Source organism: Marinobacter vinifirmus, assembly GCF_002258215.1.
In the GTDB taxonomy this organism is placed as follows: domain Bacteria; phylum Pseudomonadota; class Gammaproteobacteria; order Pseudomonadales; family Oleiphilaceae; genus Marinobacter; species Marinobacter vinifirmus.
In genome coordinates, this window is record NZ_NEFY01000002.1 from 16,592 (window position 1) to 43,442 (window position 26,851).

A 26,851-nucleotide genomic window follows, 5' to 3' on the forward strand; every position below is an offset into this window, starting at 1 on the left:
AACATGCACAAGGCTACGGAATTCCGGCTTGAAGCCCGCCCCCAACTGCCCGAAGCCCTGCATCGGCTGGGGGAGCTGGCAAACGACCTGTTTTACAGCTGGAACCACGGCGTAAGGGGGCTGTTTGCCCGTATTGATCTGCGCCTGTGGCAGAAAGTGGAGCACAACCCAAAGCTGTTTCTGCGGCGGGTATCCCAGCACCGGCTCGAAGAAGCCGCTGCCGACCGTGCCTTTCTCGCCGAATACCGTCGGGTGCTGTCCAGTTACGATGCCTACGTAGAGGCCGGGCCGGGTGCAGAAGTAGTGGAGCTGCTCAACCCCGAAACCAGCCTGGTGGCCTATTTTTGCGCCGAGTTCGGGTTTCACGAAAGCTTTCCGATCTATTCCGGTGGCCTGGGCATCCTGGCCGGTGACCACTGCAAGGCGGCCAGCGATCTCGGCTTGCCCTTTGTGGCCGTCGGGCTACTGTACCAGCAGGGCTATTTCATGCAGACCATTGATGCCCAGGGCCAGCAAGTAGCCCGGTATCAGTGCCACGACAGCGACGAGCTGCCCATCAGCCCGGTAGAACAGGATGGCGAGCAACTCAAGATTTCCGTGCCCTTCCCGGGGCGGGAGCTGTGGGCCCGGGTCTGGCAGGCGCGGGTTGGCCATATCCGCCTGTACCTGCTCGATGCCAATACACCAGAGAACAACGAGCAGGACCGGGAACTGACCCTGCAACTGTACGGCGGCGATTCAGACACCCGCATCAGCCAGGAAATCCTGCTGGGCATCGGGGGCACACGCGCGCTGGCAGCACTGGGCATCAAGCCCACCGCCTGGCACATTAACGAAGGCCACGCCGCCTTCCAGATCCTGGAGCGCTGCCGGATGGCCATGGAACATGGCCTCAGCTTCGAGGCCGCCCTGGAATCCGTTGCCGCCTGCACCCTGTTTACCACCCATACGCCGGTACCCGCCGGCCATGACATTTTCCCCCGGGACCTGGTTGCCCATGCCCTGGGCCCGTATACGGAAACCGCAGGGCTGGATTTTGACCGGGTTTTCGAGCTGGGCGCCAAGAACGGCGATGGCACCTTCAACATGACCAGCCTGGGCTTGCGGGGCTCGCGGTTCCACAACGGTGTCAGCCGTATCCACGGCGGGGTCGCCTCAGAAATGGAAGGCAGCATCTGGCCGCAAATTCCTCCGGAAGAAAACCCCATCGGTTACATTACCAACGGCGTGCATGTTTCTACCTTTCTGGCGCCGGAATGGGCAAGCCTGTTTGAAATGCAGGCGCCCACCTGGAAAAGCGAGCTGAGAAACCCGGATTTCTGGAATTTTGTCGACAGAATTCCGGATTATCACTACTGGAGCGTGCATAAAGCCCTGAAACAACAGATGGCAGAATTCATCGTGCGCCGGTTGAGGCGCCAGCATCAGCGCAACGGTACCGGCCATTCGGTCACCGAGCGCATGACCCGAAAGCTGGTATCCCCCGAAAAAGACGCCATGGTGATCGGCTTTGCCCGGCGCTTTGCCACCTACAAGCGGGCCACCCTGATATTTTCCGACCTGCCGCGGCTGGAACGGTTACTGACAGACCCTGACAACCCCGTAGTCCTGGTCTTCGCCGGCAAGGCCCATCCCAAGGACAACCCGGGGCAGCAACTGATCAAGGTCATCCATGACCTGTCCATGCAGCCTTCCCTGATGGGCCACATTATTCTTCTGGAAGACTACGACCAGGCCATGGCGAGGCGGCTGTTAAGCGGCGTGGATGTCTGGCTGAATACGCCGGAATATCCAAAAGAAGCCAGCGGTACCTCCGGCGAGAAGGCCGCCATGAACGGCGCCCTTAACCTGAGTGTGCTGGATGGCTGGTGGGGCGAAGGTTACGACGGCAATAACGGCTGGGCCATTGCCCCCCGGGATATCCGTCTGGACCAGGAATTCCGCAACCGTGAAGAAGCCCGGGACCTGCTCGACCTGCTGGAAATGGAAATTATCCCGCTGTACTACAAACGGGAAGCCCAGGGTTACTCGAAAGACTGGGTCGCCCGCTCCAAGGCGTCCATGAAAACCATCACGCCCCGGTTCAATTCCCAGCGCATGGTGATGGATTACGTACGGAACTATTACCAGCCGGCCAGCGCCCAGGGCCACCGCCTGGCAGCAAACAAAGGCGAACTGGCCAATGAGCTGGCGCAATGGAAGGCGCGGATACGGGCAGCCTGGCACGGGGTGAACATTCAGATGCACGGTTGTGTCACAGACCGCTGCAACTGGGATGAAGAAGTGGAGCTGAGCGTAGAAGTGGCCCTGAACGGGCTGGCACCAGAGGATATCCGGGTGGAATGCGTGGTGTCACCGGACTGTACCGGTAGCCATGGCGAGCCCGGGCCGGACAGTTTCATCCTGGAACCGGCAGGTGACCAGGATGGCAAAACCCTGTTCTCCGCGCGCATCAAAGCGCCCTACCCGGGCCTGCAAACCCTGCGATTGAGGGCCTATCCCTACCATGACGCCCTCACCCATCCGCTGGAGATGGGCGCCATGCTCTGGGCCTAGGCTATTCTTCGGTTGGCGTCAGCGCCTCGCCGTTGTTATTGGCGGCCAGGGCGTTGACCACCGGATTGGCGTACATATCCAGCAGGTACGGCCGGATAGCCGGATCACAGGCTTCCAGCCTGCGCTCCATTTCCGCCCGGGCCGCTTCCAGGTCCGCCGGCGACCAGGTTTCTGCCGTCACCACGTTTTCGCTGACACTGCCCGGCGTTTCCCGGGCTTCCGGGTGAACGCCCCGCATCTGGTAAGCCACCAGGTTGGATGCATGCAGATGGTAATTGGCGTGCATTTCGTGGTCGATGCGGGCAGCCAGGGCTTTCGGATTGTCCGGTGCATCGGCAATAGGCGCACCGAAGTGCACATGCACATGCCCCTTGTAACCGGTCAGGCCTTTTACAATCTGCTCGGAATCTTCCCCTTCGGTTTTCTGGTAGCTGCCGGTACGGGCCTTCACTTCCAGCTCCCGGGCCTTGTCGGCATCGCAGGGGTCGTACTCGTAGGCAATAGACACCGGCACAATATGCAGCCGGTTCATGGCCTCGCCAAAGTCCAGCCCGGATTTTTTCCGGCTCATGTAGAACATCTTGATGATGGCAGGGTCCGTGGCGTCTATACCGTCCTTCGCGCGGCCTTCACGCTGGGCTATCCAGATGCTGTGGTTGGTGTCGATGCTGTGGTTGATAAACCCGGACAGCGTCAGGTAGGCATCGCGCATTTCCCGGGGGCTGGTCATGTTACGACGCACCACAAAGCTCTTGTTCAGGCGCATCATCTCTGCAAACACCCGGTTCTGCAGCAGATTGTCGCCAATGGCAATGCGGGTGGTCAGGAAACCGTTCTGGAACAGCAGGTAATTCACCACCATTGGGTCAAACACGATGTCCCTGTGGTTGGAGATAAACAAATGGGCGTTGGTCTTGCTCAGGTTCTCCAGGCCGCTGTGGGTTACCCGGGAGGTGGTGCTTTCAACCAGTTCGCCCACGTACTTTGACAGCTCCGCCTGCAGGTCATCCACCCGGTGGTAGTGGCCGAAGTTGCCAACCAGCCAGCGCCGTACAAACATCCGCAAGACCGCCGGCGCCCACTTCGCCGCCAGGGGGGACTTGAAGCGGCCCACCATGTCGAGGAACTCCCGGTCATTAACCAGGCGTTTGATGGCCGGCGCTGTTTCTTCATCCGAATAGGGACGGATTGCGTCAAATTCCTGCATGCAAGCCCTGTTGTTGTTCGAAGCGGTTAATCAAGTGGTTGGAAATTGGCGGTATTCTATCCTGTCTTGGCACTCATTTCCTCCACCGAAATGGCGGGGTTAACCAATCCCGCCGGCGGATCTGTTATCATCCCCGCCCTGAACATTTCCCGCCCACAGGCAAAGACCAGCATGTATCCGGACCAGGATTTTGACCAACTGACCCGCGAACCCCCTTCTGCCACCGGCCGAAGCCCGGAGCAGGTTCTGCACGAGGTATTCGGTTACGAAAGTTTCCGGCCGCTGCAGGGCGATATCGTGCAGGAAGTGGTGGGCGGTGGTGATGCCCTGGTACTGATGCCCACCGGCGGCGGTAAGTCCTTGTGTTATCAGGTGCCGGCCCTGGTTCGACCGGGTACGGCGGTGGTCATCTCGCCGCTGATCGCCCTGATGCAGGACCAGGTGGCCGCCCTGAAACAACTGGGCGTGAGAGCGGCGTTCCTGAACTCCACCATGGATTTCGAGCAGGCCCGGGCCACCGAATATGCCCTGATGACCGGCGAGCTGGACCTGCTTTATTGCGCACCGGAACGGCTGATCCAGCCTCGTACCATTGAACTGCTGCACAACGCGTCGCTGTCGCTGTTTGCCATCGACGAAGCCCACTGTGTCTCCCAGTGGGGCCATGATTTCCGGTCTGACTACCTGCAGCTGAGCATGCTGGCGGAAGAATTTCCCGGCATTCCCCGAATTGCCCTGACCGCAACCGCCGATGAACGTACCCGAAAGGAAATTGCCGAGCGCCTGTCGCTGACCCAGGCCCGGCACTTCATCAGCGGTTTCGACCGCCCTAACATCCAGTATCGAATCACCCCGAAAACCAATGCCAATAAACAGTTACTGGACTTTATTAAAGCCGAACATGAAAGTGACTGCGGCATTGTTTACTGTCTTTCCCGGAACAAGGTAGACGCCACTGCCAAGCTGCTGGCCAGCAAAGGCTACCTGGCACTGCCCTACCACGCCGGCCTGACTGCCGAGGAACGAGCCAGGAACCAGGAACGCTTTCTGCGCGAAGATGGCGTAATCATTGTGGCGACCATCGCCTTTGGCATGGGCATCGACAAACCGGATGTCAGGTTTGTTGCCCACCTGGACCTTCCCAAGAGCCTGGAAGCCTACTACCAGGAAACCGGCCGGGCCGGTCGTGACGGCAAACCCTCGACGGCCTGGATGGTTTACGGCCTGCAGGATGTCATCAAACTGCGGCAGATGCTGGAAGCGTCCCCGGGCAACGACCAGTTTAAACGTGTCGAGCGGCAGAAGCTGGATGCCATGCTGGGCCTGTGTGAAGTCACTCAATGCCGCCGGCAGGTTCTGCTGCGCTACTTCGGTGACACCCTCGAACAGCCCTGCGGCAACTGCGACACCTGCCTGAACCCGCCGGAAACCTGGGATGGCACGGTTGCAGTACAGAAAGCCCTGTCTTGCGTGTACCGCACCGGCCAGCGCTTTGGCGTTAACTATGTCATTGATGTGCTTCGTGGTTCAGAGAACGAACGTATCCTGCAATCCGGCCACCAGGCCATTTCCACCTATGGCATCGGGCAGGATTTATCGGCGACCGAATGGAAGTCGGTATTCCGGCAACTGGTGGCTAACGGATATCTCCGCGCAGATCCGGAAGGCTACGGCGCCCTGCAACTGACCGAACGCTGTCGCCCCTTGCTGAAAGGTGAACAGCCTATCCAGCTGCGTAAAGACCCGGTGCAGAAGAAGGGCTCTGGCAGCAAGTCATCCGGCAGTCGCGCCAGCGGGCAGGATATCCGGGACCAGATCACCGACTATGCTGGCTGGGACGCCTTGCGGGCCTGCCGCAAGGAGCTGGCAGACAAGCAGGGGGTGCCGCCCTATGTGATCTTCCACGACACCACCCTGTTCGAAATGCTCCAGCGCCGCCCTGGCAGTATCGAAGAGCTGGGCGAAATCAGCGGTGTTGGTGCCGCCAAGCTGGAAAAGTACGGCGAAACTTTCCTTCAGGCCATCGCTGAACTGGGCGCTGGCTAACCAAGCGAGGGCAGATTATTCCGCCTTGAAGCCCTTTTTCCGGACCCGGTCCGGCCGAACCTCCTCTATACTGTCGATCAAAGCCATGAATTTGGTGGCCTGGTTCCAGTTACCGCGAATTTGCGTTGCAAAATTGCCCGTAAAGCAACAACAATGCAAATCAGAACAATACAACGACATTTCACGCATCTTCCAGAAGGAAAGCCGACTTGGGTTGTACTCCCCTTTTCCGCGTCGTTTCTTTCGCGGCCTGCCTGCTGGCAAGCCTGGTGCCCGCTACCCATGTAGTTGCCGAAACAACAGACAACCACCGGGAGCTCACCCTCTGGTACCGCAACTACGACAGCCCGGCAATTCGCAACCTGGTGTTGCTGGCCCTGGATAAAACCCCCGAGTACGGCAGCTACGAGTTACTTCGCAGTTTGGAGGTCAGCCAGGGGCGGGCATTGCTGGAGCTGACCAAACGTAACAACCGTATCCTTGATATTGCCAACGTTGCCACCACGGCTGATCGGGAAGACAGCCTGAACCCGATCCCGGTTCCGGTAGATGGCGGCTTGCTGGGTTTTCGGGTTTGCCTGGTAATGCCGGAAAACCTGCCAAAGTTCAAAAATATTTCCAGCCTTGAAGACCTCAAAGCCCGTAAAATCAGTATTGGCCAGGGAACGCACTGGCCAGACACCCCGATTCTCGAGGCCAACGGGCTGAGGGTCATCACCAATCCACGTTTCGAAGTGCTGTTCGGGATGCTGCTGAACCAACGTTTCGACTGCTTTGCCCGGGGCATCAGTGAAGTGCTTTTTGACCTCGAACAGCCTCGCGCCAGTGGCCTGGTGATTGAACCCGATCTCCTGATTGCTTACCCGTTACCTTCTTACCTGTTTGCCGCAAAACACGATCACGACACTGCCCACCGGCTCCAGCTCGGCATTGAGCGCGCCATCAATGATGGCAGTTTTGCGGACTATCTGAACCAATACTTCGGCCGCGCGATGAACGAACTTAATCTGAAGCGTCGCACCATCATCACCCTCAAGAATCCGTACCTCAGTGATGAATCCAATGGTGTTGGCCGGAAAACGCTGGAAGAGCTGAGCCGGCGTATTAAACACCTGGACCAATAGTCCCGGGCGAAGTATTCAGGAACCTCTGTTAAACTGATGCATCTTGAACCGTGCATCCGCTCGTCAAAAACGGAGAATCTCTGAATGGCCCACGAAGAACTGCACCTGAACCTGCGCAACCTCACCCTCGAGGATTACCCACAGCTCCAGGAACTGATGGACGATGTTTATGACGACATCGGCGGTGCATGGCCAAAAGAAACCATCAAGGCGCTGGTGGAACAATTCCCGGATGGCCAGATCTGTATTGAAGACAATGGCCACCTGGTAGCCGTAGCACTAACCGTAAGCGTTAAGTACGAGCGGTTCAGCAACCCCCACGCCTACGACGACCTGATCCTTCGCAACGAAAAGATCTGGCACAACCCCAATGGTGATTCCCTGTATGGGCTGGATGTGTTCATCCACCATGAATATCGCGGCTATCGTCTGGGCCGGCGCTTGTATGAAGCCCGAAAGGAACTGTGTCGCTCCATGAACCTGCGGGCCATCCTGGCCGGCGGCCGCATTCCCAACTACTTCAAGTATTCCGAGCAGTACACACCGGAAGAGTACATCCAGCGGGTAGACCGCAAAGAGATCTACGATCCGATTCTGAGCTTCCAGCTCTCCAATGACTTCCAGGTTACCCGGCTGATGCACAAATACCTGCCGGAAGACGAGAAATCCATGGGCTATGCCACGCTGCTGGAGTGGCGAAACATCCTGTATACCCCGCCCTCCTCAGTACTGGACGTGAAGAAAACCCAGGTGCGTATGGGTGCAGTTCAGTGGCAGATGCGGGAATTCACCTCGGTTGAGGAAGTGCTCAAGCAGGTGGAGTACTTCGTTGATGCCCTGTCGGACTACAAAAGCGATTTCGCCCTGTTCCCCGAGTTCTTCAACGCGCCGTTGATGGGCCTGACCGACCAGATGGACCAGACCCGCGCCATTCGCTTCCTGGCCGGCTTTACCGAACAGTTCCGTAACGAAATGTCGGAAATGGCGGTCAGCTACAACATAAACATCATCACCGGCTCCATGCCGCTGATCGAGAACGACCGGGTATACAACGTCTCATACCTCTGCCACCGGGACGGTCGGGTTGATGAGCAGCGCAAGATTCACATCACACCCCATGAACGCCGTGACTGGGTGATCGAAGGAGGCAACAGCTTCGAGGTGTTCGAAACAGATGCCGGCCGCGTGGCTATCCAGATCTGCTATGACATCGAATTCCCGGAATTGGGTCGTATTGCAGCCAGCCAGAACGTCGATATTATCTGTGTGCCCTTCTGGACAGACACCAAGAACGGCTACCTGCGGGTACGCCACTGCGCTCAGGCGCGAGCCATTGAAAACGAATGCTATGTGGTGATCACCGGCAGCGTGGGCAACTTGCCCAAGGTGGAAAACCTGGACGTTCAGTACGCCCAGTCATCCGTATTCTCGCCTTCGGACTTCGCCTTCCCCCACGATGCCGTGATGGCGGAAACCACGCCCAACACCGAGATGATCATGTTCTCGGATATGGACCTGGAAAAGCTGAAACTGGTGCGTAACGAAGGTTCTGTCACTAATCTTAAAGATCGCCGTGTTGATATGTACGAAATCAAAACCCGTTCACGGTAACGGATCTGGCCCGGAATCACCGGCCAGGCTCTTGAACCATTCCCTGAAAGGGTTACCGTAGACGGCTGACAGCATTGCCATAATTGCTTTCGCCGTCTATTGTTTGATCTATATACACATTCTGATGTACTGAAAAACGCAGAGATACAGGTTAATGAACGACCCACTACCGGATCTGGTTGCCCGCTTCCGTGTTCGCCAGGGACTGTTTCGTAAAGAAACCGTCGAGGCCCGCGTGTACGAGCTGGACAGCTATGGCTGCGTGATGAAAACCGACAAGGTTTTCGAGCCGGGCGATACCCTGGTTCTGGAGCTGGTAATGGATATGCCGTTTGAGGAAATCAGGGCCGAGGGTGTCTCCGGCCTGGTCACCGAAAAGAGAAAGCACTGTAGCAATTTCTTCTATTCGATTGATTTTTCTGACCTTAACACCAAAGACGCATCTCCCCTGTCAGAAAAACTCCGGCGCATTCACGAAGTACTTCTGAAAAAACAAAGCCTCAAATCCCGCCGTGGCCCGGGCCCCGTCGCGAGCATGAGGCAACTGGCCTGATACCCCGTAGTACTTACCAAGCATCCGTCTGCAAGGAGACGTCCCCATGGCAAAGAAAGCCAAACCGAGCGTAGATAAGATCGTCAAGAAGGTGAACAAGGAGTTCGAGAAAACCTCTGCCCAGATCGAGGGGCTGATTAGCGATGCCCTGCAACAGTTCGACCACCTGCAGCACCAGATTCAGGACCCCGTGCGCAAGCTGCTCAAAGACATGGACGAGCTGCGTGACCGGGAAATGAAGCGCTTTAACGAAGAGTTCGAGCGCCGGATGAACGAATTCCACGAATTGCAGGCCACCCTGCTGGAGCGCGTGGGCATTGCCTCCAAGGAAGCCCGCAAAGCGGCGGACGAAACAGCCAGCAAGGCCAAGTCTGCGGCCAAATCCGCTACAGGCAGCAAGCCGGCTGCAAAAAAGGCGCCTGCCAAAAAGCCTGCCGCCAGGAAAGCTGCTACTCCGAAGGCAGCCAAGCCTGCGGACAAGTCTGATCTTACCCGCGTGAAGGGTATCGGACCGGCGACTGCGAAGAAGATGAAAGAAGCAGGCATTACTTCCATCGAGCAGATTGCCAACCCGAGCGCCGAAGACAAGCAGAAGCTGGAAGCCTTCAAGAGCATGAAAGGCTACAGCCAGCTGACCGCCGAGGCGAAAAAAGTACTGTAAAACGTACCTTAGCCTCGAATGTCGAGTACCCGCGCCAGAGCCTCGTCCAGGCTCTGGCGTTCTTTTTCAGGAGTGAAGGTTTCAGCGAGCGCCGACACAGCTGCTCTCAGTTTTGCCAGGTACTCCGGTTCCCGCTCTGCCCGGCTCATCAACTGGGCCAGTGCCTTGTCATCCCCAACCGGGAAATAGCCCGGATAATCCTCACCCAACAGCCCCTTGTTGCCCGGAATATCCGACGCCAGAATTGGCAAGCCTGCCCTGCAGGCTTCAGAGACCACATTCGCGCCACCTTCCATCACCGAGCTGATGACCATCACACTGCTCACGGCCATCAGATTTTCCAGGCCCGGCTTATCTAGCTCCCCTAACCAGTGAAAGCGCGGGTTATCCTTGCTTTCTGACAGAGCTTTCTCGCGCCACTCCTCGGTGTGCGGGCGGCCGGCACAATTAACGACAATGCTTGAATCTTCCGGCAGGTGGCGCGCGGCAAGGGCGGCCCGAAGGCTGTCTTTTTCATCACGCAGGTGGCCGATCACACAGATATTGAACTGCCCTGGTTCCGGCCGGGAGCCGCCACGCACGGCAGGCTGCGCCGCAGACTGGCGAAGGGTAACCAGTTTGTCGCTGAACGATTCCGGAATGTCCCGGGCTACCAGGTCGTGCAGGCCTATCAGCAAATCCGCCGTGTCCATCGAAGCCAGGGTAACCCCGGGATATTCATGCTGGTGATGATAGATATCGGTACCCGTCAGCACGACAATTAATGGCTTGTCCGGATTTTGCTCTCTCCATGCCTCTACCGCATGCGCACTGCGCCATGCGTGAAGGGCGATCATAAGATCAGCCGTTTCTCCTTCATACCCGGTCAATACCTGGACCTGATGGCCGGATTGCTCCAGCAGTACCTGCCAGCGCAGGGCCGTGGCTCGATTACCGGCCTTGGAGTCCGGGCCGGCAGGAGTGATGATCAGAAGATGCATAAAGGGTGTCCGATAAATTTACCGAAATTCTGCACGGGCCAGTGCTCCGGGTAAAGGATTCCTGCGTATACCGGTTCAGACTTATGGCAATTCACGGTATCCTGAGGCTGCCTTCGGCGCTCGCCGGGCCACCCAAAAGCTCCCCGACAAAAAGGAATGAATCATCATGGTCATCAAACATCTACGGAAATGGCTGGTTTCCGGCCTTCTGTCTTTTTCTGCCGTAACTGCCGTACAGGCACAAACCTTCGTGTTTACGGCTATTCCTGATGAGGATGAAACCAAGCTGGTAGAGCGCTTTCGCGGCGTGGCTGATTACCTTTCCGAGCAGCTCGACGTAGACGTTCGTTATATCCCGGTGAAATCCTATGCGGCCGCGGTATCCGCCTTCCGCAACAACCAGGTGCAGCTGGCCTGGTTTGGCGGGCTGTCCGGTGTGCAGGCACGGCGCCTGGTGCCGGGTTCTGAGGCCATCGCCCAGGGCGTGGAAGACGAAGCCTTTGTCACCTATTTCATCGCCAACACCAGCACCGAAATCGAGCCGGCAGGCAGCCTGGCGGACCTTGAGGACAACCTGCGTGGCAAAACCTTTACCTTTGGTTCCAAGGGTTCCACCTCCGGCCGCCTGATGCCCGAGTTCCACCTGCGCGACACCTTTGGTGAGGCACCGGAATCTGTATTTTCCCGTGTTGGTTTCAGCGGTAACCATACCCGTACTCTTCGCCTGGTAGAGGCTGGCACCTATGAAGTGGGCGCGCTCAACTTCCAGGTCTGGGAAAAAGAGCTGGCAGATGGAAACATCGATACCGATGCCGTTCAGGTTATCTGGAAAACCCCGGCGTACCCGGATTACCAGTGGACCATCCGCGGTGACGTGAACGAGCGGTTCGGTGAAGGTTTCAAAGACAAGGTGACCAAGGCCCTGCTGGAACTGGACGATCCGGCACTGCTTGAAAGCTTCCCCCGTTCCGGCTTTATTCCGGCGTCTAACGATGATTACGAGCCCATTCGCAAGACCGCTGAAAACATCGGAATCCTCGATTGATGCCAGGATTTGATTTTCATGGTCTGACAGCCAGCTTTAACGGAGAGCGGGTGATTGGCCCGCTCTCCCTGCACGTAAATGAAGGCGAGCATGTGGCGCTGGTCGGCAAAAGTGGCGCCGGCAAGTCTACGCTGATCCGTTTGCTTTATGACCGGCTTGAGAGTGAGGCATCCCTGATTCCGCAAGGCCTGGGGTTGGTGAACGCGCTGCCGGTATTTCATAACGTGTTTATGGGACAACTGGACCGACATCCCGGCTGGTATAACGCCCTGACCCTGATTCGCCCGTTCCGTCGCGACCGCGACACCGTAAAGGCCTTGCTCAAAGAACTGGAAATTCCCGAGAAACAGTGGATACCGACGGCTGCACTGTCTGGCGGGCAACGCCAGCGGGTGGCCATTGCCCGGGCCATCTACCGGCAGGCCCCTGTGCTGTTAGCGGATGAGCCCATTTCGGCACTGGATGGCCCCATGGCGCACCTGGTCATGAAAACCCTCACCAACCGGTTCTCCACCTCGATTATTGCTTTGCACGATGTGGACATGGCACTGCGTTACTGTAACCGGATCATCGGCATTCAGGACGGCCAGGTAGCGCTGGACGAAGCGGCTTCCTCGCTTGTCGCATCCGACATCATGTCTCTGTATTAACGGGCCAGAACCAGTTTATGTTTTCCTACCCCACCGTCAGAGCCAGTTTCATATTCCTTGCCATTGCGCTCGGCGGTTTGCTGGTGGCCGATATTGCCATCACCACCGCCAACCCCTGGCAGGATCTTGGCCGGTTCTTTCTGGGCGTAGCTACCCCCAACTTTTTCAGCACCGAAGGCCTGATGACCGCCCTGCTGCGCACGGTGGCGTTCGCCTTCGTGGGTGTAACCATCGGCAGCCTGGCAGGATTTCTGCTGGCGCTGGGTTATCGGTTTCTGCCGGTTCGAATCTTCTGTGCCTTCATCCGTTCGATTCATGAGTTGTTCTGGGCGCTGATCTTCTTACAGTTCTTCGGTTTCCACCCACTGACCGGCGTGCTGGCCATTGCCATCCCCTATTCGGGTATCTTCGCCAAGGTGTACTCGGAGATCTTTGAAGAGTCTGATCCGGAGCCCGGCCGCCTGCTGCCTCCCGGCACCGGTTCGGTGTCAGCCTTTCTGTATGCCCGTATTCCGGATTGCTGGGAACAGATCCGCACCTACACCTCTTACCGCCTGGAATGCGGCCTGCGCTCCTCGGCCATTCTCGGTTTCGTGGGTTTACCTACGCTGGGGTTCTACCTGGAATCGTCGTTCTCCCAGGGCATGTATTCCGATGCCGGCGCCATGCTGATTCTGTTCTATATCCTGATTGCCACCCTGCCCCTGTGGGTTCGGCCGAAATTGCTGCCGTTCTACATTCTGGCCGCTCCGTTCTTTCTGGGAGACGGGTTCCCCATTGTCTGGGGCAACGTGGAGCGGTTCTTCACCGAAGACATCATCCCGGCGCCGCTGCGTGATGGCGAGGGGCTTGCCGGCCTGTCTGCCTGGTTCGGGGATGTAATGGTCACCGAGGCACTGCCGGGCATCTGGAACACCATTGTCCTTACCCAGATTGCCCTGGTGGCTACGGGCATTATTTCCCTGCTGGCATTCCCCCTGATTTCCAACCACTTCGGTGGCCCGGTGCGCCGTACCTCCGGCCATGTGTTGCTGGTGATTGCCCGCTCCACGCCGGAATACATCCTGGCCTACATTCTGTTGCAACTCTGGGGGCCGTCTATGCTGCCGGCGGTGGTGGCACTGGCCCTGCACAACGGTGGCATTATCGGCCACCTGATCGGTCGCCAGACCAACACCATTCAGTTGCGCCCGGATTCGCCCACCGGCTTCACCCGGTACAGCTGGGAACTGGTCCCCCGGGTTTACCGCTCGTTCCTGGCTTTTCTGTTCTACCGCTGGGAAATCATCATGCGGGAAACAGCCATCCTGGGCATCCTGGGCATCTACACGCTGGGCTTCTATGTCGACAGCGCCATACAGAACATCCGTTTCGACCGGGCCATGGTGCTGATACTGATCACCGCGTTGCTGAACATCGGCGTTGATGCACTGGGCCGCTACATTCGCCGGAAACTGGCCCTGCAGACCATGCAAACCTGCTGATCAGCTGAGACCAGCATCACAATTCCCGCGCCTGAAATGCCGGTACCGCCAGAATTGGGAAGCCGGTTACCTTGCCGATCGTTACATATCGTTACAATGCCTTATCGTTCTAATTTCAGGAATGCGAGGCAAGATACCCTTCATGGTCAACGGACTGGTCACAGTTACTGAACTCGGCTTGCTGGCACTGGTCGGCATTCTGGCAATCCGGATGGTTGCCCTGTCCCGGGGAGAAGCACTTCAACTGGCAGGTGGTATAGCCGAACCGGAAATACCCGGCCCGGTGGCAAGGCGCACGGCGCGTACCGGCAAGCGGGTGAAAATTGCCTCCGCCCATGGCACCGAACTGCGCACCCAGCTGCACATTCTGGCCGGGCTCCAGGAGCGGGATTGTCGGGACAAGGGGCTTTTGCTGGCCGAGGCGCCAGAGGCAGTGCGGCTGTACGCAGCCGCCTGGTTGTATGGGGCCGGTTGTGCACTGAGCCGCCAACCGGTGCGCCATTCCGATGCCCTGGCAGGCATGGTGGCACGCATTGTCAGCCGTAAAACAGGCATTCGCCAACCGGAAGCATTGCAGGCTATCAGCACCCTCACCTCCAGTTCCGTGTTACTGGCCTGCTACCGGGCCGGCCTTGAAGGCGCTGAACACTGGCAGCAACATCAGTATGTGCCGGCTCACTCCAGCCTTTATGATGCAGCCACCAGCAACGCGTTTATCTGACGGCTTCAACTTCCCAATTACTACCAAGGTTAATCGCTGTGGTGCCGGTTTCATCCTCTGCAGGCACTCCGGCGATCACCGGCCGGGTAAATCCGCCGTCGTCAGTGTGCTGCATGGAGTCGACATCCACAGACCGTACCAGCCATGATTTCCCGCCTGCGTTCACACGCGCCCGGTGGGTGAGCCCGAAGACAAAGCGGCAGTAATCGAGTTTCAGCTGAAGCAAATCCTGTTCTGCCTTGAGAATCTTTCTGAGCAGAACCTTTTGAACACTTTCTCCGTAATCCATCACATTTCCCTGGAGATTGTTGTATTTTCCAGGAATTTAACTACTTCTCCGCACGAAAGACCAGTGTTGACGGCACATTTTCGATTAAATCCTGGCCATCCTGAAAATCGATTCTCCAGATCATTTCACTGCCCGTGGTACAAAACGGCGCGGTAAACCTGGCCCGGTATTCCAGCGACTCTTCCCGTACCAGCGGCACCGGGTACTCGCCCATGTACATGTTTTCGCCCCGCAGCACCGCCAGAAAACGATCAGGCGCCTCGGGCACGGTCACCTGAAGCTGGTACTCCACGCCCTGGTCTCCTTCCGGGCCGGGGGTCAGCATGACCTGCCACTGGCCTTGATCCGTTTGCCAGCTGCAAGGGCCTGCAAGCAGGTCGCACGGTGGTTTCTGCTCCTCGTTGCTGGCTTCGTTCAGGTAGTCGGGAGCAAATGCCAGTATCGCTACAGCAGCAATCAGTAAACCCCCTGTTACGATGGCTCGTATCATATCAGCAGCCTCTCATCCCCTTTTTGAAGGGGGCATTATGGGCATAAATGCCGACATGGCAAAGGTTTCTAAACCGCGGCCAGCATGAGAAAATGCCCGGCTTTCAGGCTTGAATCACCCAAGAAACAGGATACCGCTGTGCAACCGGACATCTCCGTAAAGCACCTGAACAAGATCTACGAAGACGGCTTTCAGGCCCTGAAAGACGTTAACCTGGAAATCTACCCGGGAGAGATCTTCGCCCTGCTTGGCCCCAATGGTGCGGGCAAAACCACGATGATTTCCATCATCTGCGGGATAGTGAACAAGAGCAACGGTGAAGTAACCGCTGCCGGCCACGATATCGTTAAAAACTACCGCAAGGCACGCGAAGCCATCGGCCTGGTACCTCAGGAGTTGAATACCGATTCCTTTGAAACCGTATGGGATGCGGTGTCGTTCAGCCGTGGCCTGTTCGGCAAGGCCCCGAAACCGGCCCACATAGAGAAGGTACTGAAAGACCTCTCCCTGTGGGACAAGCGCAACAACCGCATCATGTCGCTGTCTGGCGGCATGAAACGCCGGGTGATGATTGCCAAGGCCCTGTCCCACGAGCCTCGCATCCTGTTTCTGGACGAGCCCACGGCCGGCGTGGATGTAGAGCTTCGCCGCGACATGTGGGAGATGGTCCGGAAACTCCGCGAGAACGGCACCACCATTATCCTGACCACCCATTACATCGAAGAAGCCGAGGAAATGGCGGACCGCATCGGGGTGATTCGCCAGGGCCAGATTATCCTGGTGGAAGACAAGGACACCCTGATGTCCAAGCTGGGTAAAAAAGAACTGCGTCTGCAGCTGCAGCACAAACTCGACAAGGTGCCAGGCGAACTCACCCTGGAGCCCATCGAGCTTTCGGAAGACGGCTACGAGCTGATCTACACCTTTGACTCCCAGCAACAGCAAGCCGGCGTTGCCCGCTTACTGCGGACCCTGGGGGATCTGGGCATCGAGTACCGGGACCTGCAAACCCGGGAAAGCTCCCTGGAAGAGATTTTTGTGGGCCTGGTGCACGAATAAGCCGCCCGAACGGAGAGTGCAAAATGAATCTTTACGGTGTAAAAGCCATCTACAAGTTCGAAATGGCGCGCATGAAGCGGACCATCATGCAAAGCGTGCTGTCGCCGGTGATCTCAACCTGCCTGTACTTCGTGGTATTCGGTTCTGCCATCGGCTCCCGCATGGGCGATATCGACGGCATCGACTACGGCGCCTACATCATCCCGGGCTTGCTGATGCTGTCCCTGCTGATGCAGAGCATCTCAAACGCCTCTTTCGGCATCTATATGCCAAAGTTTTCCGGCACCATCTATGAAGTGCTGTCTGCGCCTGTGTCCTATGCCGAGATCGTTCTGGGCTACGTCGGCGCTGCGGCCACCAAGGCGGTTATTCTGGGGCTGATTATCCTGGCGACCGCACGGCTGTTTGTCGACTACTCGGTACTGCATCCCGTGTCGATGCTGGCCTTCCTGGTGCTGACGGCAGTGACCTTCAGCCTGTTCGGGTTCATCATCGGCATCTGGGCCGACGGCTTCGAGAAATTGCAGATCGTGCCCATGATGATCGTAACCCCGCTGGTGTTCCTTGGCGGCACCTTCTATTCCATCGATATGCTGCCCCAGGTCTGGCAAACCATCAGCCTGTTCAATCCGGTGGTGTATTTGATCAGCGGCTTCCGCTGGGCTTTCTATGGCGTATCTGATGTGCACGTGGGCATCAGCGTTGCCATGACCCTGATATTCCTGGCCATGTGCATGACCACCGTCTGGTGGATCTTCAAAACCGGATACCGGCTGCGTTCGTGATGTTTCGTGTATTGCTGGCAACCTGCGCCCTGGTGGCGCTGGCCGCCTGCGGCGCGGCAGACGCCCGGGACGAACAACCCTTGCCGGTGATTGAGGCCTGTTTTGTAACCGCTGATCGCTCCTACCCGGTCATGCTTGAAGTAGCCAGTGAACCGGAGCAGCGGCGCCGGGGCCTGATGGGCCGGGAACACCTGCAGGATAACGCCGGCATGCTGTTCGAGTACCAACAGCTGCGACCGGCCGACCACGGATTCTGGATGTACCAGACCCTGATCCCACTCGACATCGCCTATCTAGGTGCACAGGGCGAGATAGTAAGCCTGCGGCAAATGCACCCCTGTGCATCCTCCCGCAGCAGCGACTGCCCGGCTTATCCGGCCGGCAAGCCCTTCCTGAGTGCGGTGGAAATGAATGCCGGCTACTTCCATGAACGCGGCATTGGCACCGGTGACCGGCTGGTATGGCCAGCCAACGGTGCCTGCAAGCCCTGAAACAACTCCGGCTATTTGTGCTGCCAGTTCGGGTCCCGCTTATCCAGGAACGCTGAAATACCTTCCTGTGCATCTTCGGCTGTCATAGTGGTGGCCATCACCCTGGCGGTGTAATCGTAGGCATCGGCCAGGGGCATTTCCAGCTGCCGATAGAACGCCTCTTTACCGATCTTGAGGGTGTGGCCAGATTTACCGGCAATGGTTGCGGCCATGTTGTAGACGGTCTCATCCAGGGCTTCCGGTTCCACTACGCGGTTCACCAGCCCGATATGCTCTGCGGTATCCGCATCAATCATTTCGCCGGTTAACAACATTTCCATAGCATGTTTGCGGGAAACATTGCGCGACAGCGCCACCATCGGCGTGGAGCAGAACAGCCCGATGTTCACACCCGGCGTGGCAAACCGACTGCCCCGCTCCGCTACCGCCAGGTCACAGCTGGCCACCAGCTGGCACCCTGCCGCTGTTGCCACACCGGCTACCCGGGCGATCACCGGCTTCGGCAGGTTCACAACCTGCTGCATCACCTTGCTGCACTGCTGGAACAGGGCCAGCTGAAATTCGTGGCTGTCGAATTTATCCCGCATCTCCCGCAGGTCGTGGCCGGCGCAAAACACATGGCCGGCGGAAGCCAGCACCACTACCCGGCTGCTGTCATCCCGGGCGATTTTCTCAAGGGCTGAAGACAACCCTTCCAGCATGGCCATCGACAGGCTGTTCCGGCGTTCCGGCTGGTTCAGGGTCAGCGTGGTAATACCATTTTCTGTACGGACTCGCACTGGGCGTTCTTGCGCGGCGGACATAATTCAGAACTCCTTGATGGCTATCGTCCCAGTATTGCCAACAGCTGCCAGCCTGTCGAACAGACTTTGGGCGTATACAAATAGTTGCAATTTGCGGCTATTACCGAGTATTCGCAGGCAACCCCGACCGGTACGATGAATGTTTAAAACAAGCAAGCGGGCCAGGAACTCGCGCGCATCGAAAATTCGTTGGAGCAGAACCACAATGCGCTGACAGCCCAAACCCGGGACTGGGCGCACTGGGATGACACTTACCAGTTCATCCAGGATGCAAACAGCGACTACGCCACCAGTAACTTCAGCCAGGAGATGTTCGAAGACCTGCACGATCAGGCCATGATCTTCATCAGTGAAGACCAGCAACCAATGTGGATTGCCGGCATTGATCCGGATACGAACACCTACGACACCTGCACCTCGGCAACGGGCGACTGCAGCTGGGCGGCACCGCTCATCGCTGAGGTTCAGCCGTTTCTGGGCGAGGTAGAAGCAACGGGGCTGTCACTGAGCTTTGCCTCCCCGTGGCCTGCACTCGCTGCGATAGCACCAATATTGCAAACCGACAGGACAGGCCCGTCCCGGGGCTGGCTTATCAAGCTTCGGCTTATTGACGAACGGCTGACGGATTTGCTCGAGGAGCAGACCGGGCTACCGGTACAGATTTCCACACGGCCAGCCCCAGCCGATACGGAACGGAAAATGGCTCTTGAGCGAGGGCCAGAACTGCTGCATGCCGCCAAGCCCCTGTTAACCCATTCCCGTGGGCCCGAGCTGGTGTTGAGTACTGAAATTCCGAGAGACCGCGTAAAAAGGGCGTCGCGAAATTTTCGCTATTCACTCGCCTGGACGGCCGTTTTGCTGGCCGTTTTGCTGGCCGTTGTGATCGGGGTGGTACTGGCACTGCTGTATGGTCTGGTACTGAAGCCACTGGGCCAGTTCACCCGCTTTGTTACCGGGAAACAGGGCGAGAATTCCCTTGCCCAGCGCGAGAACCTGGCAGACGTACCAGGCAGCCTGTCCCAGCACGACCCCCTGACAGGCCTGGCCAATCGCCGACTGTTCGATGCCAGCTTGCAGCAAAGCCTGTCGGATGAACCGGAAAAGCCGACCTCCGTGTTGATGCTGGATATCGACCATTTCAAACTTTATAACGACCGCTATGGCCATCCGGAGGGTGACAGGTGTCTCGCCAGAGTTGCGGAGTGCATGGAGCAAACCGTCAAGCCCCATGGCTTTCTGGTTGCCCGTACCGGGGGTGAGGAATTCAGTGTGCTGATGCCCGAAACAGGTTTGGAACAAGCCAGAACCTGTGCCGAAGAACTCCATAAAGCCATCGCAGGCCTGAAACTGCCCCACGCAGACTCTCCGGTCAGCGATGTCGTTACCGTGAGTGCCGGTGTTGCCAGTAGTGTAAACGTGGACAATGTTTCCGGCTCCACACTCATGCGCAGCGCAGACCTGGCGTTGTACGAAGCGAAGGATCAGGGCCGGAACCGGGTTGCCTGCTTTGGTGAGGATGCGGCAAACATTTTCGGCTGAAGGGCCGGGGAAATCAGGATGGTGCTCCGGGCCGGAATCGAACCGGCACGACCTTACGGTCGAGAGATTTTAAGTCTCTTGTGTCTACCAATTTCACCACCGGAGCATCGGGGGAAAACTGAAGGCCGGAATTGTATAAGGCCCGGATGGCTAACGCAATTCCGCTGTCAGAATCGCTCAGTAATTGAACAGTTTTCGGCCAGGGCTCAGGTTAGTCCGGCTTGGTTGCCCTGCCCTTGTAAATATAGCCGGCAATTTTCGGTGCATTGGGCATATACAGATTCTCCAGCTCCTGGATCTCAAAGCCGGCGTGTTCAATCAATTCCGCAATGTGCCGGTTCAGGTGACAGCCGCCGGCCAGCTTTCGCCAGCTTGGTGTTATCCGGTGCTGCCATTTGCGCGTGGTGTCGTGTGGGGCTTCTCCGTGTTCCAGGAACAGCAGGTCGCCACCGGGCTTGAGTACCCGCTTCATCTGCAGCAAGGCCGTGTGCCAGTCCGGAATGGTGCACAGGGTGAAGGTAAGCAGAACGGTATCAACCGAATTGTCCTGCAGCGGAATCTTCTCACCGGGCAGATCCAGCCATTCAACCCGCACCGGTGACCGGCCCAGGTTCGACAAGGCTTTGCGCCGCATGCCTTCCGATGGCTCCAGCCCGTACACCATTTCCACCTGGTCCTGGTTATAGAATTCCAGGTTAATACCCGAGCCCATTCCCACTTCCAGCACACGGCCGCGAGCCCTTGGCACAAGTTGGCTGCGCAGTTTCATTACCTGGCCCATGGAGCAGGCCTTGTCGATAATGTGGGGAAGAATCCGGTCTTCGTAGAAGCTCATAGGTTCACCGTCATTGTTTTATATCAAGGGTGCGACAAACTGCCCTATTTCTTTCTGCTACAATTCCCGTAGCATCATAATTAACTGCCGGTAATAACAACATAACAAAATCGCCTAAGGCAGCGGCCGGGCGGGTTAGCACCTGTCTGTTGTGATTTGTGAAAGTTACCGGAGGTTCCTGTGGAACTAGATCCCCTCATCCTATCGCGAATCCAGTTCGCGTTTGTCGTGTCATTTCACGCCATTTTCCCGGTATTTACCATCGGGCTTGCATCTTATATAGCCGTTCTGGAAGGCCTTGCCTTCAAAACCCGTAACCCGGTATGGACGAAGCTTTCCGGATTCTGGACAAAGGTCTTCGCCGTTGTCTTCGGGATGGGGGTGGTCTCCGGGATCGTGATGTCGTTCCAGTTCGGTACCAACTGGAGTAACTTCTCCCAGGCTTCTGCCAACTTCCTTGGCCCGATTCTGAGCTATGAGGTTATCACGGCCTTCTTCCTGGAAGCGGCGTTCCTCGGGGTTCTGCTGTTCGGGCGCAACAAGGTTCCTGCGGGCGTTCACCTGTTTGCGGCCATTATGGTTGCCACCGGCACGTTCATTTCCTCGTTCTGGATACTGTCGGCCAACAGCTGGATGCAAACTCCGGCGGGCACTGAGCTGCGTGACGGCGTGTTCCATGTGGTGTCATGGAGCGAAGCCATCTTCAACCCGTCATTCCCCTACCGCTTCATGCACATGGGGCTGGCTTCATTCCTGACCGGCAGCTTTGTGGTAGCCGGTGTGAGTGCCTGGTACCTTCTCAAGGGCCGGGAGGTAGAAGCCAACCGCAAGGCGCTGTCCATGTGCCTGTGGCTGCTGCTGTTTATTGCCCCGGCCCAGTTGGTGGTCGGTGACTTCCATGGCCTGAACACACTGGAACACCAGCCTGCGAAAGTGGCTGCTATGGAGGGCAACTGGGAAACCTCTTCCAATGTGCCGCTGTTGCTGTTCGCCATTCCGGACCAGGAAGCACAAACCAACCATTTTGAAATCGGCATCCCCAGCCTGGCCAGCATGATTCTCACCCACGAGTGGGATGGTGTGGTACCTGGCCTGAAGGATGTTCCCAGAGAAGAGCAGCCTCCGGTGGCGATTGTGTTCTGGTCGTTCCGGGTGATGGTTGGCCTGGGTATGCTGATGATCCTGTTCGCGGTAACCGGGCTGGTGCTTCGGGCCGGCGGCCGCTACTACAAGGCCCGCTGGTTCCTGCAGGGGCTGCGCGCCATGAGCATTGCGCCCTTCTTCGCGGTACTGACCGGCTGGTTCGTAACCGAAGTTGGCCGGGCTCCCTGGCTTGTATACGGCATTATGAACCAGGCTGATTCGGTAACACCCTCGCTGACCGGGGGCATGGCGCTGTTCACCCTCATCGGTTACATCCTGGTGTACGCAGCGGTATTCTCCGCCGGTGTTTACTACCTGATGCGGGTGTTGTTCGTCGGCCTGGAAGGCGATGAAGACGATACCGACCATGAAGCCGATCGCCCTGCCCGCCCGCTCTCGGCGGCCCATGTTCCGTTCGAGATCGAATCCGGCAAGGGTTCGGTTAACCACGCAAAACCCGTTAACGAAGGAGGGCAATCCTGATGGAACTGTTTGATCTGGCCCTCATCTGGGCGTTTATTATCGGCTTCGGCATCATCATGTATGTGCTGATGGACGGCTTCGACCTGGGCGTCGGCATTCTCTTTCCCTTCGCCCCCTCTGAAGAAGACCGCGACACCATGATGAACTCGGTGGCACCGGTTTGGGACGGCAACGAAACCTGGCTGGTACTGGGCGGTGCCGGGCTGCTGGCCGCCTTCCCGATGGTGTACACCATCTTCCTGCCTGCGCTCTACATTGGCGTGTTCCTGCTGCTGGCCGGGCTGATTTTCCGGGGTGTGGCGTTCGAATTCCGGTTCAAGGCGCGCACGTCCCGCTACCTGTGGAACTGGTCGTTTGCCGGCGGTTCCACCGTCGCCGCCTTCGCCCAGGGGGCGGTGGTTGGTGCCTATATCCAGGGTTTCAACACAGTTGATGGCGTGTATGTGGGTGGCGCGCTGGACTGGCTTACCCCGTTCACCGTATTGACCGGCCTCGGCACACTGGCAGGCTATGCCCTGCTCGGCTCCACCTGGCTGATCCTGAAAACCGAAGGCCGCCTGCAGGACTGGGCTTACCGGGTAACAACGCCGCTGCTGTTCGCCGTGCTGGCCATCTTCGCCATTATCAGCGTGTGGACACCGTTTGTGGACGACATGGTGCGTGAACGCTGGTTTGACCACATCGGTATCATCTGGATCCTTCCGGCCCTGACACTGTTGTGCGCCTTCCAGATCTGGCGCTCTGTGCGCAACCGCTTCGAAGGTATGCCCTTCGTAGCCACCATGGGGCTGTTCATCACCACCTATCTGGGGCTTGTGGTCAGCCGCTGGCCCTATATGGTGCCGCCCAACTACACCCTTTGGGATGCAGCGTCTGCCTATGAATCCCAGCTGTTCCTGCTGCTGGGCCTGCTGTTCGTAATTCCCATTGTGCTGGTATACACCGCCTGGACGTACTGGGTATTCCGCGGCAAGGTGCGGGCCGGCGAAGGGTATCACTGAGTGGCAGAACCGGCACAAGCTGATATCAAAGGCTGGCTGGCCGGGCTTGCCCGGACCAGCCAGCGCTGGATAAACGCCACAGTAGTCGCCGGTACCCTGGCCGGGCTGGCCACCATCGTGCAGATGGTGTTACTGGCCTGGCTGGTTTATCAGGGGGTAATTGCCGGTGAGCCGGTCTCTGCCCTCACCCCCTGGTTTCTGGTTTTGGTGGGCATGCTCGTTGTGCGGGCAGTTTGCCAGGGCCTGCAAACACGCTTTGCGGCGCGCTGCAGCGAACAGGTACGCCGGCATGCCCGTCGCCAACTGAATGACCACTGGCAAGCTGCCGGCCCCGTAGCTCTGTCGGAAGCCTCTGCCGCTTCCCTGGCCCGAGAATGGCTGGACCACGTGGAAGCCTTGCACGGTTATTTCGCCAGGTTCCTGCCCCAGATGATCCTGGCCACCGTTATCCCTCTGATGATTCTTGCGCTGGTGTTCTGGCTCGACTGGCTGGCCGGCATCTTTCTGTTGTTATCCGCGCCCCTGATCCCTCTGTTCATGGCCCTTGTCGGTATGGGTGCAGAGAAAGTGAACCAGCAGCATTTCGAAACCATCAGCCGGCTGTCCGGGCAGTTTCTGGACAAGGTTCGAGGCCTGACGACCTTGCAGCTGTTCGGCCAGACCGCCCAGGCCAGCGATACCCTGTATCAACGCTCGGATCAGTACCGGCGTATCACCATGAAAACCCTGAAGGTGGCCTTTCTGTCGTCGGCGGTACTGGAGTTCTTTTCCTCGGTCGCCATTGCCGTCATCGCCATTTACATCGGTTTCGGGTTGCTGGGCTATATCACCTTTGGCCCCAGCGATCAGCTCACCCTGTTCTCCGGCCTGCTGATCCTGCTGCTGGCACCGGAGTTCTTTCAGCCATTACGGACATTATCCCAGCATTATCACGACCGGGCCGCCGCCCTGGGCGCCGGAGCAGAGATTCTTGCCCGGCTTCAGGAGCCCGTTTCCGGCGCCGGAAATGTCCAGGCACAAACCAAACCCACCGCCACGGCGGACACGATCGCCCTGAGCGGCGTATCCCTGCGCTATTCCGATAGCCCTCCAGTGTTTGATCAGTTGAACATGCAGGTAAAGCGCGGTGAAGTGATCGCGCTCACAGGGCCGTCCGGTGGCGGAAAGTCGTCGTTACTGCACCTGTTAGCCGGGTTTATCCGCCCCGATGCCGGAACAATATCGGTGTTCGGACAATCTGCGGGCTCATCCCCTTTCGGCTGGCTGGGCCAGAAAGGCTTCTGGATTCAAGGTTCCTGGGCGGACAATCTAAGGCTGACCAGCCCTGACGCATCCGACATAGCCATTGAGAATGCCCTGCGCAGGGTCGGCCTTGCCGAGTTGCTCGACAGCCGGGAACAGGGCATCAACAGCCGTATTGGCGAAGATGCCCAGGGCTTGTCCGGCGGCCAGGCCCGGCGGCTCAGTCTTGCCCGCATTTTTCTGGCGGATCATGAGCTGGTTCTGCTGGATGAGCCGACCGCCGGCCTGGACGCCACCAGCGAAATCTGTGTTCTGGAAGCTCTGCACAAGCTTTCCGAAGCCGGCAAGACCGTGATTTTCTCTACCCATCACCAGGCGCTGCTGGCACTGGCCAACCGGGTTCTGATCGTCTCCGGCGCAGAGGTGCGCAATGCGTGAACTCAGGCCCTGGTTACAGCTGATTCTTCGCCGCCGGGGTCGGCTGGTGGCGGGCGGTGCCCTGCTGCTGGCAACACTGATATCCGGCATTGCCTTGCTGGCCCTGTCCGGATGGTTCCTGACCGAAACTGCCCTGGTGGGATTGCTGTTTGCGGCGGGCGTTCAGGCGTACATCAATCTTTATGTGCCCGGCAGCGGGATTCGATTCTTTGCGGTGTCCAGAACGGTTTCCCGATACCTGGAGCGGCTTTACAACCACAATACGGTGCTGAGCCTGCTTACCGATATTCGCGTAGCGCTGTTCAACCGGCTGGCGCAGGCGGGTAAACGCCAGCGAGGCGATAAAACCGGAGCCCAGTGGTTGTCACGCCTGACTGCCGATGTAGACGCCCTGGACACCCTGTACCTGCGCCTGATTGCCCCTACCGCACTGGCGGCGCTGGTTACCCTGATGATTGTCGGCCTGGCCTGGCTGCTGTTCAGCGGCACCATTGCGCTGATACTGCTGGGTATTCTGGCAACAGCCTTCGGTCTCGCCACCTGGGGGCTGTATGTTCGCACCCGGGCGCTGTCGGGACAGTTAAACGAACGGCAGGAACAACTTCGCGGCCAGGTGATTGAACACCTCGAAGGCTTTGCAGAACTCACCGCCGCCGGCCGTACGGGCAAACATTCGGGCCGGCTGATGCGCCACGCCTTTGCGCTTTCACAAAGCCAGGCGGAGGTCGATGCCAGGGTGGGCTGGCACCTCTCGGTAACAGTGTTGCTTGTAAACCTGTCAGCGGTGATCGCCCTGTGGGCCGGCTTTGGCTTGTTCCAACAGGATCTCGTATCCGGGCCGGTTCTGGTGCTGCTGCCCATTGCCCTGCTTGGTCTGGGAGAAGTTTACGGCATGCTGCCTGAAGCCTTTGGAAAGTTTGGTGCAACACTGGCAGCCGCCAGGCGTCTCAATGAAGATGTACAACCCGCAGATGAACAGCCTGGCTTCCAGAAGAGGCCGGCCGGACAGGGCGCAAAACAAAGCGCGCTGACCGCGAGCGACCTGGCCGTTGGCCACCCGGGGCAGTCTTCGGTTATCACCCACTTCTCGGTAGCGGTCGAACCCGGAGATCGCCTGGGCGTAGTCGGGGTGTCTGGCAGCGGAAAATCATCCCTGGCAGATACCTTTGCCGGTTTGATTGATCCCGTTGCAGGTTCTCTGGAGTCCCTGCCCTGCACCTACCTGACTCAAACTACGGTTGTGTTCGACGACACCGTCAAAGCCAACCTGTTGCTGGGTAATCCAGAAGCAACGGACGGCGAACTCTGGCATGTACTGGAGCTGGTGGAACTGGCCGAGCGCTTCAGCCGTGAGGTTGCAGGCCTGGATACCTGGCTGGGGAACGGCGGCAGCCGCTTGTCGGGCGGTGAAGCCCGCCGGCTGGTATTGGCCCGGGTATTGTTGAGTAAAGCACCGCTGGTGATTCTGGATGAACCCTTTACCGGCGTGGATGCCGATACCCGGGGCCGCATAGCTCCCCGGATTGATCAGTGGCTGGACGGGCGCGCAGTGATTTCATTGGGCCACGGGCCGGAGGCATTGCTGCCATCCGGCCACATTCTGCATTTGAACTAG

At 58.1% G+C, this 26,851-nt stretch carries 24 protein-coding genes and 1 tRNA gene; 18 read left to right on the forward strand and 7 right to left on the reverse strand.

Annotated elements, in window-relative coordinates:
* The first annotated feature begins 3 nt into the window (after positions 1-3).
* Positions 4-2,556 (forward strand): alpha-glucan family phosphorylase, encoded by a 2,553-nt coding sequence (glgP, locus tag B9Q17_RS02515; RefSeq protein ID WP_094623989.1) that lies wholly within the window; start codon positions 4-6, stop codon positions 2,554-2,556.
* Position 2,557: 1 nt separating this feature from the next.
* On the opposite strand, the gene B9Q17_RS02520 is transcribed toward glgP, so the two are convergent.
* On the reverse strand, positions 2,558-3,763 hold the full coding sequence (locus B9Q17_RS02520; protein ID WP_094623990.1) for a 1-acyl-sn-glycerol-3-phosphate acyltransferase: 1,206 nt from the start codon (positions 3,761-3,763) through the stop codon (positions 2,558-2,560).
* 171 nt (positions 3,764-3,934) lie between these two features.
* On the opposite strand from B9Q17_RS02520, the gene recQ reads away from it, so the two are divergent.
* The 5 genes from recQ (at position 3,935) to B9Q17_RS02545 (ending at position 9,758) form a co-directional block, all read left to right on the forward strand.
* A complete protein-coding gene (gene recQ, locus B9Q17_RS02525) occupies positions 3,935-5,809 on the forward strand; it encodes a DNA helicase RecQ (protein ID WP_094623991.1) in 1,875 nt (624 codons plus the stop codon).
* A 209-nt stretch (positions 5,810-6,018) separates the two neighbouring features.
* Entirely contained in the window at positions 6,019-6,933 is a 915-nt protein-coding gene (locus tag B9Q17_RS02530; protein ID WP_094623992.1) for a transporter substrate-binding domain-containing protein, read from the forward strand.
* Between the two features lie 84 nt (positions 6,934-7,017).
* Positions 7,018-8,544, forward strand: a complete 1,527-nt coding sequence (locus B9Q17_RS02535; protein WP_094623993.1) for a carbon-nitrogen hydrolase family protein — start codon at positions 7,018-7,020, stop codon at positions 8,542-8,544.
* 154 nt (positions 8,545-8,698) lie between these two features.
* Positions 8,699-9,097 carry a hypothetical protein gene (locus B9Q17_RS02540; protein WP_058340929.1) on the forward strand — a complete coding sequence of 133 codons (399 nt, stop codon included), beginning with the start codon at positions 8,699-8,701 and terminating at the stop codon, positions 9,095-9,097.
* 46 nt (positions 9,098-9,143) lie between these two features.
* Positions 9,144-9,758 carry a helix-hairpin-helix domain-containing protein gene (locus B9Q17_RS02545; protein WP_094623994.1) on the forward strand — a complete coding sequence of 205 codons (615 nt, stop codon included), beginning with the start codon at positions 9,144-9,146 and terminating at the stop codon, positions 9,756-9,758.
* A gap of 8 nt (positions 9,759-9,766) precedes the next feature.
* Here B9Q17_RS02545 and senB read toward each other — a convergent pair whose 3' ends face one another.
* On the reverse strand, positions 9,767-10,738 hold the full coding sequence (gene senB / locus B9Q17_RS02550; protein ID WP_094623995.1) for a selenoneine biosynthesis selenosugar synthase SenB: 972 nt from the start codon (positions 10,736-10,738) through the stop codon (positions 9,767-9,769).
* 166 nt (positions 10,739-10,904) lie between these two features.
* Here senB and B9Q17_RS02555 point away from each other — a divergent pair, with 166 nt between their 5' ends.
* The 4 genes from B9Q17_RS02555 (at position 10,905) to B9Q17_RS02570 (ending at position 14,638) form a co-directional block, all read left to right on the forward strand.
* Positions 10,905-11,783, forward strand: a complete 879-nt coding sequence (locus tag B9Q17_RS02555) for a putative selenate ABC transporter substrate-binding protein (RefSeq protein WP_094623996.1) — start codon at positions 10,905-10,907, stop codon at positions 11,781-11,783.
* A complete protein-coding gene (locus B9Q17_RS02560; protein WP_094623997.1) occupies positions 11,783-12,433 on the forward strand; it encodes an ATP-binding cassette domain-containing protein in 651 nt (216 codons plus the stop codon). The genes B9Q17_RS02555 and B9Q17_RS02560 overlap by 1 nt, the downstream gene beginning before the upstream one ends.
* Before the next feature lie 17 nt (positions 12,434-12,450).
* Complete coding sequence (locus B9Q17_RS02565; protein ID WP_094623998.1) at positions 12,451-13,917, forward strand: PhnE/PtxC family ABC transporter permease; 1,467 nt, start codon at positions 12,451-12,453, stop codon at positions 13,915-13,917.
* Between the two features lie 142 nt (positions 13,918-14,059).
* Positions 14,060-14,638, forward strand: coding sequence for a hypothetical protein (locus B9Q17_RS02570; protein WP_094623999.1), 579 nt, complete (start codon positions 14,060-14,062; stop codon positions 14,636-14,638).
* Here the strand turns inward: B9Q17_RS02570 and B9Q17_RS02575 are convergent.
* Both B9Q17_RS02575 and B9Q17_RS02580 read right to left on the reverse strand, forming a co-directional pair.
* Positions 14,631-14,927, reverse strand: a complete 297-nt coding sequence (locus B9Q17_RS02575) for a hypothetical protein (protein ID WP_058340923.1) — start codon at positions 14,925-14,927, stop codon at positions 14,631-14,633. The two genes, B9Q17_RS02570 and B9Q17_RS02575, sit on opposite strands and share 8 nt — an antisense overlap.
* A gap of 40 nt (positions 14,928-14,967) precedes the next feature.
* The gene (locus B9Q17_RS02580; RefSeq protein ID WP_094624000.1) at positions 14,968-15,417 is read right to left on the reverse strand and encodes a hypothetical protein; all 450 of its coding nucleotides are present in this window, start codon (positions 15,415-15,417) and stop codon (positions 14,968-14,970) included.
* Positions 15,418-15,555: 138 nt separating this feature from the next.
* Between B9Q17_RS02580 and B9Q17_RS02585 the strand changes: the two genes are divergently transcribed.
* Genes B9Q17_RS02585 through B9Q17_RS02595 form a run of 3 tightly spaced genes read left to right on the forward strand, consistent with a single transcriptional unit; the run spans position 15,556 to position 17,752 of the window.
* On the forward strand, positions 15,556-16,476 hold the full coding sequence (locus tag B9Q17_RS02585; protein ID WP_094624001.1) for an ABC transporter ATP-binding protein: 921 nt from the start codon (positions 15,556-15,558) through the stop codon (positions 16,474-16,476).
* A 23-nt stretch (positions 16,477-16,499) separates the two neighbouring features.
* The gene (locus B9Q17_RS02590) at positions 16,500-17,261 is read left to right on the forward strand and encodes an ABC transporter permease (protein WP_094624002.1); all 762 of its coding nucleotides are present in this window, start codon (positions 16,500-16,502) and stop codon (positions 17,259-17,261) included.
* Positions 17,261-17,752 (forward strand): DUF192 domain-containing protein, encoded by a 492-nt coding sequence (locus B9Q17_RS02595; protein WP_022988233.1) that lies wholly within the window; start codon positions 17,261-17,263, stop codon positions 17,750-17,752. Before B9Q17_RS02590 ends, B9Q17_RS02595 begins: the two co-directional genes overlap by 1 nt.
* A gap of 11 nt (positions 17,753-17,763) precedes the next feature.
* Here B9Q17_RS02595 and B9Q17_RS02600 read toward each other — a convergent pair whose 3' ends face one another.
* Positions 17,764-18,555, reverse strand: coding sequence for an enoyl-CoA hydratase (locus B9Q17_RS02600; RefSeq protein ID WP_094624003.1), 792 nt, complete (start codon positions 18,553-18,555; stop codon positions 17,764-17,766).
* Positions 18,556-18,744: 189 nt separating this feature from the next.
* On the opposite strand from B9Q17_RS02600, the gene B9Q17_RS02605 reads away from it, so the two are divergent.
* Entirely contained in the window at positions 18,745-20,094 is a 1,350-nt protein-coding gene (locus B9Q17_RS02605; RefSeq protein ID WP_094624004.1) for a diguanylate cyclase domain-containing protein, read from the forward strand.
* Between the two features lie 19 nt (positions 20,095-20,113).
* Here B9Q17_RS02605 and B9Q17_RS02610 read toward each other — a convergent pair.
* A tRNA-Leu gene (locus B9Q17_RS02610) sits at positions 20,114-20,200 on the reverse strand.
* 105 nt (positions 20,201-20,305) lie between these two features.
* Entirely contained in the window at positions 20,306-20,929 is a 624-nt protein-coding gene (locus tag B9Q17_RS02615; protein WP_094624005.1) for a class I SAM-dependent methyltransferase, read from the reverse strand.
* Positions 20,930-21,109: 180 nt separating this feature from the next.
* Between B9Q17_RS02615 and B9Q17_RS02620 the strand changes: the two genes are divergently transcribed.
* The 4 genes from B9Q17_RS02620 to cydC are packed head-to-tail and all read left to right on the forward strand — an operon-like array spanning position 21,110 to position 26,851.
* Complete coding sequence (locus B9Q17_RS02620) at positions 21,110-22,555, forward strand: cytochrome ubiquinol oxidase subunit I (protein WP_058340909.1); 1,446 nt, start codon at positions 21,110-21,112, stop codon at positions 22,553-22,555.
* Entirely contained in the window at positions 22,555-23,556 is a 1,002-nt protein-coding gene (gene cydB, locus B9Q17_RS02625) for a cytochrome d ubiquinol oxidase subunit II (protein ID WP_094624006.1), read from the forward strand. The genes B9Q17_RS02620 and cydB overlap by 1 nt, the downstream gene beginning before the upstream one ends.
* A complete protein-coding gene (gene cydD, locus B9Q17_RS02630; protein ID WP_094624007.1) occupies positions 23,557-25,236 on the forward strand; it encodes a thiol reductant ABC exporter subunit CydD in 1,680 nt (559 codons plus the stop codon).
* The gene (cydC, locus tag B9Q17_RS02635) at positions 25,229-26,851 is read left to right on the forward strand and encodes a thiol reductant ABC exporter subunit CydC (RefSeq protein WP_094624008.1); all 1,623 of its coding nucleotides are present in this window, start codon (positions 25,229-25,231) and stop codon (positions 26,849-26,851) included. The genes cydD and cydC overlap by 8 nt, the downstream gene beginning before the upstream one ends.

What these genes read in the sequence shown, in the direction of transcription:
- glgP (WP_094623989.1), top strand. Translation starts at nt 4, where the DNA reads ATGCACAAGGCTACGGAATTCCGGCTTGAAGCCCGCCCCCAACTGCCC.
- B9Q17_RS02520 (WP_094623990.1), bottom strand. Translation starts at nt 3,763, where the DNA reads ATGCAGGAATTTGACGCAATCCGTCCCTATTCGGATGAAGAAACAGCG.
- recQ (WP_094623991.1), top strand. Translation starts at nt 3,935, where the DNA reads ATGTATCCGGACCAGGATTTTGACCAACTGACCCGCGAACCCCCTTCT.
- B9Q17_RS02535 (WP_094623993.1), top strand. Translation starts at nt 7,018, where the DNA reads ATGGCCCACGAAGAACTGCACCTGAACCTGCGCAACCTCACCCTCGAG.
- B9Q17_RS02540 (WP_058340929.1), top strand. Translation starts at nt 8,699, where the DNA reads ATGAACGACCCACTACCGGATCTGGTTGCCCGCTTCCGTGTTCGCCAG.
- B9Q17_RS02545 (WP_094623994.1), top strand. Translation starts at nt 9,144, where the DNA reads ATGGCAAAGAAAGCCAAACCGAGCGTAGATAAGATCGTCAAGAAGGTG.
- senB (WP_094623995.1), bottom strand. Translation starts at nt 10,738, where the DNA reads ATGCATCTTCTGATCATCACTCCTGCCGGCCCGGACTCCAAGGCCGGT.
- B9Q17_RS02555 (WP_094623996.1), top strand. Translation starts at nt 10,905, where the DNA reads ATGGTCATCAAACATCTACGGAAATGGCTGGTTTCCGGCCTTCTGTCT.
- B9Q17_RS02560 (WP_094623997.1), top strand. Translation starts at nt 11,783, where the DNA reads ATGCCAGGATTTGATTTTCATGGTCTGACAGCCAGCTTTAACGGAGAG.
- B9Q17_RS02565 (WP_094623998.1), top strand. Translation starts at nt 12,451, where the DNA reads ATGTTTTCCTACCCCACCGTCAGAGCCAGTTTCATATTCCTTGCCATT.
- B9Q17_RS02570 (WP_094623999.1), top strand. Translation starts at nt 14,060, where the DNA reads ATGGTCAACGGACTGGTCACAGTTACTGAACTCGGCTTGCTGGCACTG.
- B9Q17_RS02575 (WP_058340923.1), bottom strand. Translation starts at nt 14,927, where the DNA reads ATGGATTACGGAGAAAGTGTTCAAAAGGTTCTGCTCAGAAAGATTCTC.
- B9Q17_RS02580 (WP_094624000.1), bottom strand. Translation starts at nt 15,417, where the DNA reads ATGATACGAGCCATCGTAACAGGGGGTTTACTGATTGCTGCTGTAGCG.
- B9Q17_RS02590 (WP_094624002.1), top strand. Translation starts at nt 16,500, where the DNA reads ATGAATCTTTACGGTGTAAAAGCCATCTACAAGTTCGAAATGGCGCGC.
- B9Q17_RS02595 (WP_022988233.1), top strand. Translation starts at nt 17,261, where the DNA reads ATGTTTCGTGTATTGCTGGCAACCTGCGCCCTGGTGGCGCTGGCCGCC.
- B9Q17_RS02600 (WP_094624003.1), bottom strand. Translation starts at nt 18,555, where the DNA reads ATGTCCGCCGCGCAAGAACGCCCAGTGCGAGTCCGTACAGAAAATGGT.
- B9Q17_RS02615 (WP_094624005.1), bottom strand. Translation starts at nt 20,929, where the DNA reads ATGAGCTTCTACGAAGACCGGATTCTTCCCCACATTATCGACAAGGCC.
- cydB (WP_094624006.1), top strand. Translation starts at nt 22,555, where the DNA reads ATGGAACTGTTTGATCTGGCCCTCATCTGGGCGTTTATTATCGGCTTC.
- cydC (WP_094624008.1), top strand. Translation starts at nt 25,229, where the DNA reads ATGCGTGAACTCAGGCCCTGGTTACAGCTGATTCTTCGCCGCCGGGGT.